The 8,711-nt window shown below is 69.2% G+C and carries 11 protein-coding genes and 1 pseudogene; 5 read left to right on the top strand and 7 right to left on the bottom strand.

Features of this window, described 5'->3' with window-relative positions:
* The 4 genes and pseudogenes from ABSF49_RS17910 to ABSF49_RS17895 form a co-directional block, all read right to left on the bottom strand.
* A pseudogene (locus ABSF49_RS17910) lies at nucleotides 1-328 on the bottom strand (ATP-dependent helicase HrpB); the annotation flags it as partial.
* Nucleotides 329-390: 62 nt separating this feature from the next.
* Nucleotides 391-1,614, bottom strand: coding sequence for an MFS transporter (locus ABSF49_RS17905; RefSeq protein WP_424114006.1), 1,224 nt, complete (start codon nucleotides 1,612-1,614; stop codon nucleotides 391-393).
* A 293-nt stretch (nucleotides 1,615-1,907) separates the two neighbouring features.
* Nucleotides 1,908-2,399, bottom strand: a complete 492-nt coding sequence (locus ABSF49_RS17900) for an SRPBCC family protein (protein WP_424114005.1) — start codon at nucleotides 2,397-2,399, stop codon at nucleotides 1,908-1,910.
* A complete protein-coding gene (locus ABSF49_RS17895; RefSeq protein ID WP_424114004.1) occupies nucleotides 2,396-2,719 on the bottom strand; it encodes an ArsR/SmtB family transcription factor in 324 nt (107 codons plus the stop codon). Before ABSF49_RS17895 ends, ABSF49_RS17900 begins: the two co-directional genes overlap by 4 nt.
* A gap of 254 nt (nucleotides 2,720-2,973) precedes the next feature.
* Between ABSF49_RS17895 and ABSF49_RS17890 the strand changes: the two genes are divergently transcribed.
* Nucleotides 2,974-3,129 (top strand): DUF1127 domain-containing protein, encoded by a 156-nt coding sequence (locus ABSF49_RS17890; RefSeq protein WP_424114003.1) that lies wholly within the window; start codon nucleotides 2,974-2,976, stop codon nucleotides 3,127-3,129.
* 112 nt (nucleotides 3,130-3,241) lie between these two features.
* Here the strand turns inward: ABSF49_RS17890 and ABSF49_RS17885 are convergent, their stop codons facing one another.
* Both ABSF49_RS17885 and ABSF49_RS17880 read right to left on the bottom strand, forming a co-directional pair.
* Nucleotides 3,242-3,565, bottom strand: coding sequence for a hypothetical protein (locus tag ABSF49_RS17885; RefSeq protein WP_424114002.1), 324 nt, complete (start codon nucleotides 3,563-3,565; stop codon nucleotides 3,242-3,244).
* Nucleotides 3,558-4,322, bottom strand: a complete 765-nt coding sequence (locus tag ABSF49_RS17880; RefSeq protein WP_424114001.1) for a DUF899 domain-containing protein — start codon at nucleotides 4,320-4,322, stop codon at nucleotides 3,558-3,560. Before ABSF49_RS17880 ends, ABSF49_RS17885 begins: the two co-directional genes overlap by 8 nt.
* 127 nt (nucleotides 4,323-4,449) lie before the next feature.
* Here ABSF49_RS17880 and ABSF49_RS17875 point away from each other — a divergent pair, with 127 nt between their 5' ends.
* The 4 genes from ABSF49_RS17875 to ABSF49_RS17860 all read left to right on the top strand — a co-directional run bounded on the left by ABSF49_RS17875 (nucleotide 4,450) and on the right by ABSF49_RS17860 (nucleotide 7,871).
* Nucleotides 4,450-5,670 carry a helix-turn-helix domain-containing protein gene (locus ABSF49_RS17875; protein WP_424114000.1) on the top strand — a complete coding sequence of 407 codons (1,221 nt, stop codon included), beginning with the start codon at nucleotides 4,450-4,452 and terminating at the stop codon, nucleotides 5,668-5,670.
* 76 nt (nucleotides 5,671-5,746) lie between these two features.
* On the top strand, nucleotides 5,747-6,376 hold the full coding sequence (locus ABSF49_RS17870; RefSeq protein ID WP_424113999.1) for a Vgb family protein: 630 nt from the start codon (nucleotides 5,747-5,749) through the stop codon (nucleotides 6,374-6,376).
* 177 nt (nucleotides 6,377-6,553) lie between these two features.
* Complete coding sequence (locus tag ABSF49_RS17865; protein ID WP_424113998.1) at nucleotides 6,554-6,985, top strand: hypothetical protein; 432 nt, start codon at nucleotides 6,554-6,556, stop codon at nucleotides 6,983-6,985.
* Between the two features lie 658 nt (nucleotides 6,986-7,643).
* Entirely contained in the window at nucleotides 7,644-7,871 is a 228-nt protein-coding gene (locus ABSF49_RS17860) for a hypothetical protein (protein WP_424113997.1), read from the top strand.
* Between the two features lie 526 nt (nucleotides 7,872-8,397).
* On the opposite strand, the gene ABSF49_RS17855 is transcribed toward ABSF49_RS17860, so the two are convergent.
* Nucleotides 8,398-8,711: hypothetical protein (locus ABSF49_RS17855; protein WP_424113996.1), on the bottom strand; the 314-nt coding region annotated here is incomplete at its 5' end.

The raw sequence follows: 8,711 nt of genomic DNA, 5'->3' as shown, positions 1-8,711 counted from the left end.
CGAACACGCCTTCGGTGACGACCTCGATCCGCGTGCGCGCCGAGACCAGGCTTTGCAGCCGCACGCGCAGGCCGATCGTCTCGCCGACGGTCTCGCCGAGCGTCGAGGCCATGCGCGCCGCCGCGGCGCGCGCGGCGAGCCGGCGCGGCTCGAGGACGACGATCTTCCCCGCGGCGGCGAAATCTTCGTCGAGCAGCGCCAGCGGCACGCGCGTCGTCTTGCCGGCGCCGGGCGGCGCGACCAACACCGCGCGCGTGCCGGCGGCGAGCGCAGCGGCGAGCCGCGGCAGGACGTCGTCGATCGGCAGCGGTTCGGCGAAAGCGCGCATCGCGCTTGCATAGCGCCGAACGCCGCGCGCGCAAGCGCGCCCTTCCCCTCGGCGCGCCGAACTCAGGGCGAACGCGTCAGGGGAAGCGGTCGGGCGTTCATTCCCGTGTTGGCGACGACGGCGAGCCAGGCGCTGACAAGGGTCATCGCCGCGGCGAAAACGCCGTAGGTCGCAAATCCCGCCCGGATGCCCCAGCTCTGCGCAATCGACGACATGAGGAAGGGGAACAGGAACGAACCGATGCCGCCGCCGGTCGCTGCGAAGCCGATCGCCTGACTTTGCGCCTGCGGGAAACATCTGCCGACCAGCGTCATCACCCCGGGGTAGTAGATCGAGCAGCCCAGACCCGCCAGAAACAACAATCCCCTGGCGATGTCGGCGTTGATCGCGGAAGGCGTGAGGTAGCCCAGCAGGATAAGCAGGGCGATCGACGCCGTCGCCAGCCCCGAAAGTCCGATCAGTTCGGCGTCGGGGCGCGAGCCTTTGTCGAGCAACGGCACGCCGAAGCGACCGACCAACACGCCCATCCAGAACAGCGAAACGAGCATCGCGCTGGCGTCCGCCGAATAGGCGAAGACGGCGACGAAATACTCGGCGACCCAGTTCGAGATCCCCAATTCAACGCCGACGTAGAGGAAGAGCGCGAAGAACGACAGCCAGTAGGCTGGGTTTGCGCTCAGTCGCTCGGCGGGGTGGTCGCGTTCGGCGGCCTGCGGTTGGACGGACGGCACGGCGGCGAACGCCATCAGCGCCGCCAGCAGCACGAAGATCGCGGCCATGCCCCGGTAGACGGCGGTCCAGTCGGCGCCGCTCTGCATCAGCAGACCGACCGCCAACGGTCCGACGATCGCGCCGACGGCGAACGCGCCGTGCAGGATGTTCATCGGCCGACCCGTGTTGCGGGCGTCGATGCGCACGATGATCGAGTTGACGCCGACTTCGACGCCGCCTTGGCCCAGACCAATGAGCGCGCTCAACAGCGTGTTGGCTGCAGGATCAGGCGTCGCAGCGAAGAAGGCGAGTCCGGCGACGATGAGCGTCAGGGCGAGCGAGATGGTCGGCTTGGAACCCCAGCGCTTCACCAAGTGGCCGGCGACGTACGTCGACACGAAGTAGGCGACGGCGCCGGCGCCGATGACAATTCCGGCAGCCAGATAATTCCAGTGGAAACTCGCCAGAATCTTCGGCAGCGTCGCGCCGATGACGGTCATCGACGTGCCGTACAGGATGAAAAGCGCGAAGAGGGAGAGGAACAGGCCGCGAAAGCGCGGCTCGATCAGATTCACTTTTCCGCCTCCGGGACGGCGCCGCATGGGGCCCGCCGATCTGCCGGCCATGGCGCGATCGCCCGCCGTTCGATCGCCGAGACAGCCGTGGCGAGCCGGCGCGGCGGGGCGTCGTCGATCGGCGGCGGTTCGGCGAAAGCGCGCATGGCGCGCTTGATCGCAGCCGGCGGCGGCCGAGGCAAGCGCCTAATCCCGTCTCCCCTTGCGGGAGAAGGCGGACGCGGGAAGCGCGGCCGGATAAGGGGCCGGCGAGCCCCCGCCTTGGCGCGTCACCCGGACGCCGCCTTGGCGCGTTACCGCGTCGCCGACGCGCGCGGCGGCGCGAGATGCTTAGCGAGCCATTCGAGCACCTGCTCCCAGCCTGCGCCATGATCGGCGCAGGAATCGCGCCGGCCGGCGAAGCCCTCGTGCCGGACCGTCACCCGCGAGCCGGCGGCGACCGGATCGATGGTGATGGTGAGCCGCGTCTCGGTCCCGCCGTCCCAATCGGCGCGCCACGACTGAACGATGCGGCGCGGCGGGTCGAGGGCGAGATATTCGCCGCCGACGACGAAAAGCGTCCCGTCGACGGATCGGCTGGTCGCCTTCCAGGCGCCGCCGACGCGCAGGTCGGCGGCCCAGCTCTCGGTGCGATAAACCTCCGGGGCGCCCCACCAGGTCGGGACCTCGGCCGCGTCGGTCAGGGCGCGATAGACCCGCTCCGGCGGCGCGGCGATGTCGATCTTGGCCAGGATGATTCCGCCGTCGAGATCGACGACGGCGTGGGCGGCGGGCGATCGGCTCATGGCTCTTCCTCCAAATGGCGCTTGAGGGCTTCGAGGCTCGTCTTCCAGAAGCGGCGGTAGCCGTCGGCCCAGTCGGCGACTTCGGCCAGCGTCTCCGGACGCAGGCGGTAGAGGCGCTCGCGGCCGCGCTTCTGCTCCGCCACCAGCTCGGCTTCGTGCAGGATTTTCAAATGCTTGGAGATCGACGGGCGGCTCGCGGAAAAGCCCGCGGCGAGCGCGTTGACCGGCGTCGGCCCGGCGCGCAGCCGGTCGAGGATCGCCCGCCGGGTCGGGTCGGCGATGGCGCGGAAGACGTCGGAATCGGCGCGGACGCGGTGCATAATGCGTAACCTTTCGGCTACCTATTAATGCGCCGCCTTCTGCGCGTCAATCGCGGCGACGCCCGCGCCGCGGCGAATCCTCGCCGTCATGCGCTCCCGGCATGCGTCCCATGCATGGATGACGCGCTGCAGCATTGATTGTTGTGCGACGCACCATCATATTGGACCTGTCTGGAGAGAAGGAACGCGCAACGGGTTCGCGCCGCGACAGGTCGAACGACCGCCGGCGGCATGACGAAAAAAAGGAGCCTACGATGGCCTTTGAATTCGTTCGCCAATATTTCGAAAATCGTCGCGTCTATCTGCGGACGCTGCGCGAACTGTCGTCCTGCTCCGATCGCGAGCTGCACGACCTCGGCATCGAACGCGGCGACATCGAGCACATCGCTCGGCAGTCCGCGCGGGGCTGACGACCCGCTGGTCAGGCGCCCGGCAGCCCGGCCGCGACGCCGGGCAGGGACGCCCCGCCGCGACGCCCGGCGTTTCGTGGCGACCGGCGCGCCGGCGGCGAGGCCGGGCCGCTCAGCGCGATCGGTCCAAACCGACGCGGGACGACCGGCGGGTCCGGCTCCGTCGGCGGGAGATCGCTTTCAGCCACGGCGCGGCATGGAAGGCGCTCATCAACGCGTACATCAGCGCCATCCCGTTCAGCGGCGAGGCGTCCGGCATCCCCATGCAAAGCCCGTCGGGTCGGCTGCTGAACACGCCCGTTCCCAGCGCCATCAGCGCGAAGGTCGGCGCGGCCGCGAGGCCGAGCCAACCGGCGGCGCCGAGAGCGGCGGGACCGCCCCCGGCGCAGGCGTCGACCTCGTCAGGCGCGACCGTCGACATCGCCGCGTCAGCCATGGTCGTACTCGTCGTGGCGGCGCCACCAGATCCCCTGCTCGTTGCGGCCCTTGGGCGCGCGATCGAGCCACTGATAGGCGCCCCACAGCCCGTCCAGTCCGCGCGCGTAGGTCGAATAGGCGTGATAGACGACGCCGTCTTCGCGGACGAAGGCGCTCATGCCCGGCCGGTCGCGCCGATAGGTCGCGGCGTCGCAGCCGCAGCTGGTCGCAAACGCGACGACGGGCGGGGGAACCGGAATCCGGTCCATCGCATGGGCGCCGCGCGCATAATTGTATTCGACCGGCCCTTCCCTCTCCTGCGCCTCGGCGAACGAGACGGCGAAGTCGAAATTGAAGTCGTCGCCGTGCGACGACGCCCACGGGAAGCTCCAGCCCATGCGCCGCCTGTAGGCCAAGAGCTTCTCTAGCGGCGCGCGCGAAACCGCCGTCAGCGTGACGTCGTGGTTGGCAAGATGGACGGCGAAGCCGTCGAAACCGTCGGCGATCATCGAGCACGACGGGCAGCCGGCCGTGTAATCGGGCCCGAACATGAAGTGATAGACGAGCAGCTGCGAGCGCCCGTCGAACAGCTCCGTCAGTGTCTTGCCGCCCGCCTCGGCGTCGAACCGGTAGGTCTTGTCGACCCGGACCCAGGGCAGGCGCTGGCGCAGCCGGGCGACGTCGTCGCTCTTGCGCGTCAAGTCCTTCTCGGCGGCGAGCAGATCGCGCCGCGCCTCCAGCCATTGTTCGTGGGTTGCGGTCGCATGCGTAGTCATCTTCGTTCTCCCTGCATTGTCCGCGGCGCCGACCGCATTTCAGCGGCGGCTTGCCGGGCGTCGGTCGCGGGATAGACTTACCGCCCACGCCGCGATGGCCGGGAGTGACAAGCGTGTCGGGATTTCCATGGACTCGCTGATCGCCGCCGCGGCGCGCGCTTTGGCCTCGGGCGACGCGCTCGGCGCGCTGAACTTCGTCGCTCTGCGCGACGATCCGCCGGCGCTGGCGCTGCGCGGCGTCGCGATGGCGCAGCTCGGCGATCTCGCCCGCGCCAAGGCGCTGCTCAGGCGGGCGGCGCGCGGCTTCGGCCCGCGGGAAGCCGTCGCGCGCGCGCGTTGCGCCATCGCCGAGGCCGAGATCGCGCTCGTCTCGCGCGACCTCGCCGCATCGGTGAAGGCGCTCGAGGCGGCCCATGACGCGCTCGCGCGGCGCGGCGACACCGCCAACGCCGCCCACGCCCGCTACCTCGAGAGCCGCTATCTGCTGCTGATCGGCCGCCTCGACGCGCTCGAGCGGCGGCTCGAAGGATTCGATCCCGCCCCGCTGCCGCCCGCCTCGCGCGTCGGCCACGAGCTGGTCGTCGCCGGCCTCGCCATGCGCCGCCTGCGGATCGCGGCGGCCTCGGCGGCGCTCGCGCGCGCCGAGCGCGCCGCGCGCGAGGCCGGCGTTCCGGCGCTGCTCGCCGAAGTCGAAAGCCTGGCCCGCGTCCTCGACGCGCCGGCGGCGCGGCTGATCGCGCGTGGCGAACAGCGATTGCTGCGGCTCGGCGAGGTCGAAGCGCTGCTCGAGTCGAAGGCCGTCGTCGTCGACGCCTGCCGCCGCGTCGTCCGCTGCTCGCGCAAGACGATTTCGCTGGAGACGCGGCCGGTGCTGTTCGCGCTGGTCCACGCGCTCGCCGAGGCCTGGCCCGGCGACGCGACCCGCGCCACGCTGCTGAAGCGCGCGTTCCGCGCCCGGCGCGCCGACGAATCGCATCGCGCGCGGCTGCGGGTCGAGATCGGCCGCCTGCGAAAAGTTCTCGCCGCCATCGCCGGGGTCGAAGCGACCCGCGACGGTTTCGCGCTCAAGCCGCGCGGCGGCCGTGAGGTCGTTGCGCTCGCGCCGCCGACCGACGACGCGCATGCCGATGTGCTGGCGCTGCTCGCCGACGGCGAAGCCTGGTCGAGTTCGGCGCTGGCGCTGGCGCTCGGCGCCAGTCCGCGCACCGCGCAGCGCGCGCTCGAGGCGCTGACGAAAACGGGCAAGGCGCAGGCGATCGGCCGCGGCCGGGCGCGCCGCTGGACGGCGCCGCCGGCGCCGGGTTTCCCGACAACCTTGTTACTCCCGGCCGCGCCCGCGGATGGGTAGAGTGGATGGCGATGAGCCCGAACCGCATTGGGCGTCATGGCCGGCCATGACAATGCTTCGGCGTGAAGGAGCGCGCATGAAACGAACGCCAGCGACCATCCTTCGCGAATATGGCCCGTTTCCCTGCGTCGCTCGCGTCAACGGGGTCACCTATGACGGCGCCCATGTCTGGATCGCGACCGACGACGCGCTCGCCGCGATCGACCCGGCGAGCGGCAAGACGGCGCGCAAGCTCGACGTCGCCGCCCATGCGGGAACCGCCTTCGACGGCCGGCGCCTCTACCAGATCGCCGGCGACCGCATCCAGACGATCGACCCCGAGAGCGGCCGCGTGATCGCGACCATCCCGACCCCCGAAGGCGGCGCCTCGGGCATGGCGTGGGCGGACGGGACGCTGTGGGTCGGGCAGCATCGCGCCCGCAAGATCCATCAGCTCGATCCCGAGACCGGCGCGATCCTGCGCACGCTCGAGTCGAACCGCTTCGTCACCGGCGTCACCTGGGTCGACGGCGAGCTGTGGCACGCGACATGGGAAGGCGACGAAAGCGCGCTGCGCCGCATCGACCCCGAGAGCGGCGAAGTTCTGACCCAGCTCGACATGCCGGCCGGCGTCGGCGTCTCGGGGCTCGAGTCGGACGGCGCCGACACGTTCTTCTGCGGCGGCGGCGCCAGCGCCAGACTGCGCGTGGTCAGAAGGCCGAAATGAAGGCCGGGGCCCGCGTTCGCGGGCGGCCAGGCGAGGAACGGATTTGACGGACGTTTCGCCGCCTCGTAACAGCCCAGTTCTTGGGCGACGCTGCGCGCGAGCGCGACGCGAGGCCCGGGGCCGGTCCCGCTGTCGCGATCCAACGAGGGGGCGAGCTTGAGGAAATGCGCTTTTGTCTTGGCCTCGTCGCTCGCGCTCGCCGGTTGCGGCGACGCCGATCTGTTTGCGCCGATGGAGCCGACGCGGGAGGCGATCGCCGCTCCCTGGCGGCCATTGAACGACGCGGAAAAGGAGATGATTTCCACCGCCGTGCTGCGCGAGCTGGGAGACCAGCCGCATAGAGATTTCAAATGGCTCCCGCTCGTCGTCAGGACCCGCGGCGACGCCATTGATTACTGCGGCCTGGTGAGCGGCGATTATCTTCCCGGCGAATACAACATCACCGACGCCAAAGCCGAGTATCGCGACTATTACGCGCGCCTCACGTTCGATCGCCGCGGGACGCTGTCAAACGTCGCCGTCGTCGCCATCGGCGACAGCCGCAGCAAGCAGGTCCCCACCAAGATCGAATCGATCTGCATGCAGGACGGCTACGCCATCCGTCCGTAGCCGCCCGCGGCCGGCCGGCGGCCCGGCGGCGGGGGGGGGACGAATGTCGGCCGAGGGCAAGACGTTCGAGCGTCTTCGCCAGCCGCGAATTCGGAGACGGTACGGACCTCGCCGTCAGGCTCTTGGCCGCGAAACTTCCAAACCGGAGCGGCTGTCAATGACGCGCCGATTAGGCGCGCCGCCGACGGCGGTCGCCGAAGGCGATCATTGACAGCCGCTCCGGTTTGGAAAAGCGGGCTCCCAAGAGCTCGACGGCGAGGCCCGTTCCGGCGGGGCGGGCGGCGGCCGTGAGTTTTGCTGAGCCGACCGGCCCTTCGGTCCGTCTCGCCGGCAAAACTCACGGCGGCGTAACGCCTGAGCCGCGCAGGCGTTACGGTTTGCGACCCCCGAATTTATAACGGCGCCGCTACGAAAAATCGCTTGCTTGGGCTCGGAACGATGATCCACGATGGCTTGACGCGGGGAAAGGCGGGAAACCCCAGGGGATCGCAGCAATCGATAACCGGGTGGGCGCGAGACGCGCCGTCGCCGGGCGCCGTCGATTGTCGCGCGCTCCTATCGATGTCGAGCCGGGGGGTCGACGATGAAGCGGGCTCTCGCCGCTGGGCTCATGGGTCTGGCGCTTGTGGGTTGTATCGGTCCGAGGGGCGGGCACTACATGGGCGGAGACGCCTCGGTGGCGATCTTCGACAGCCAAGGTCACGCGGACCACCTCTGCCGCGCGGAATTGCCCTCCCATTGGATCTGGCCGACCTCCGATCCGCTCGCGCACGGACTGACCCCGGAGGAACAGGTGCGCCTCCACTACCGCAACTGCATGACCATTATGGGTTATCCCGACGCCGATCTCGAACCCGCCGCCCCCGCCGCCCCGGCGCCGAATTAGCGGCGACGGCGCGCCACAGCCGCGCGGCGCCGAGACGGGTTGAATGCGCTGTCTCACCGCAATGCCGTAATGCGCGGGACGCGCCAGCCACCTCGGCCCTCCACCGTCAAGCCGCTGACGCGGCGCCTACGCACCGCTTCGGCCCTTCGGGTGACTGCGGCGGCCCGACGCGGCGATTGGCTGTCGTGAGGTTTGCGACACCCGGACACGGTCCGGGCGGAGCAACCGGCGAAGCCGGCTCGACCTTGACGCCGAGGACGGATCAGGCAACCGCAAACGCCATCTCAAGAGAGATGTGCATGCGTGAAATGCTCGGCCGCCTCCGTTTCCGCGCGCCGCCTCTTGAGATCGCAGACCGCCCGACGACCCACAACCGCCGACCGCCCCGCGGTCTGACAGGTCAAGCGCGCGACTGGCGAAGCCCAGCGGCGCACGCCTTACACAGGGTATAGGTTATCATCCACTTCGGCGCCAAGAAGCGGCGAGGCGACAGATTAAATGCGCTGTCACTGTAAACGCGCAATCCCTAGTAGAGATATATCGCTACTTGACTTCTAGCAATTGAGCCCGGCCCCCCTCTTTTCAAAAGGACGCCAGTCTTTTCAAGCGGAAGAATGTCTTTTACGACCTTTATTACGTTGTCTTCAACGGGGCCAGCTCGGTCCTTCAAAAGCGATGATGGTATAATAAAAGTCGTGTCCGGATCTTGTTTACCGATATCAACCTCGGTCAGGTCAGTAGCAATCGATGCGGCCTTAAATCCTGCAGCCAAAAGGCCGCCAACCAACGCCTTAGCGTCAGACTGCCGTCGATCCTTGTAATACACCAAAACAGAGTAAT

Origin of the sequence: Roseiarcus sp., from assembly GCF_049514155.1 — a bacterium.
Classification (GTDB): domain Bacteria; phylum Pseudomonadota; class Alphaproteobacteria; order Rhizobiales; family Beijerinckiaceae; genus Roseiarcus.
This window is presented reverse-complemented; position numbering and strand designations above follow the sequence as displayed.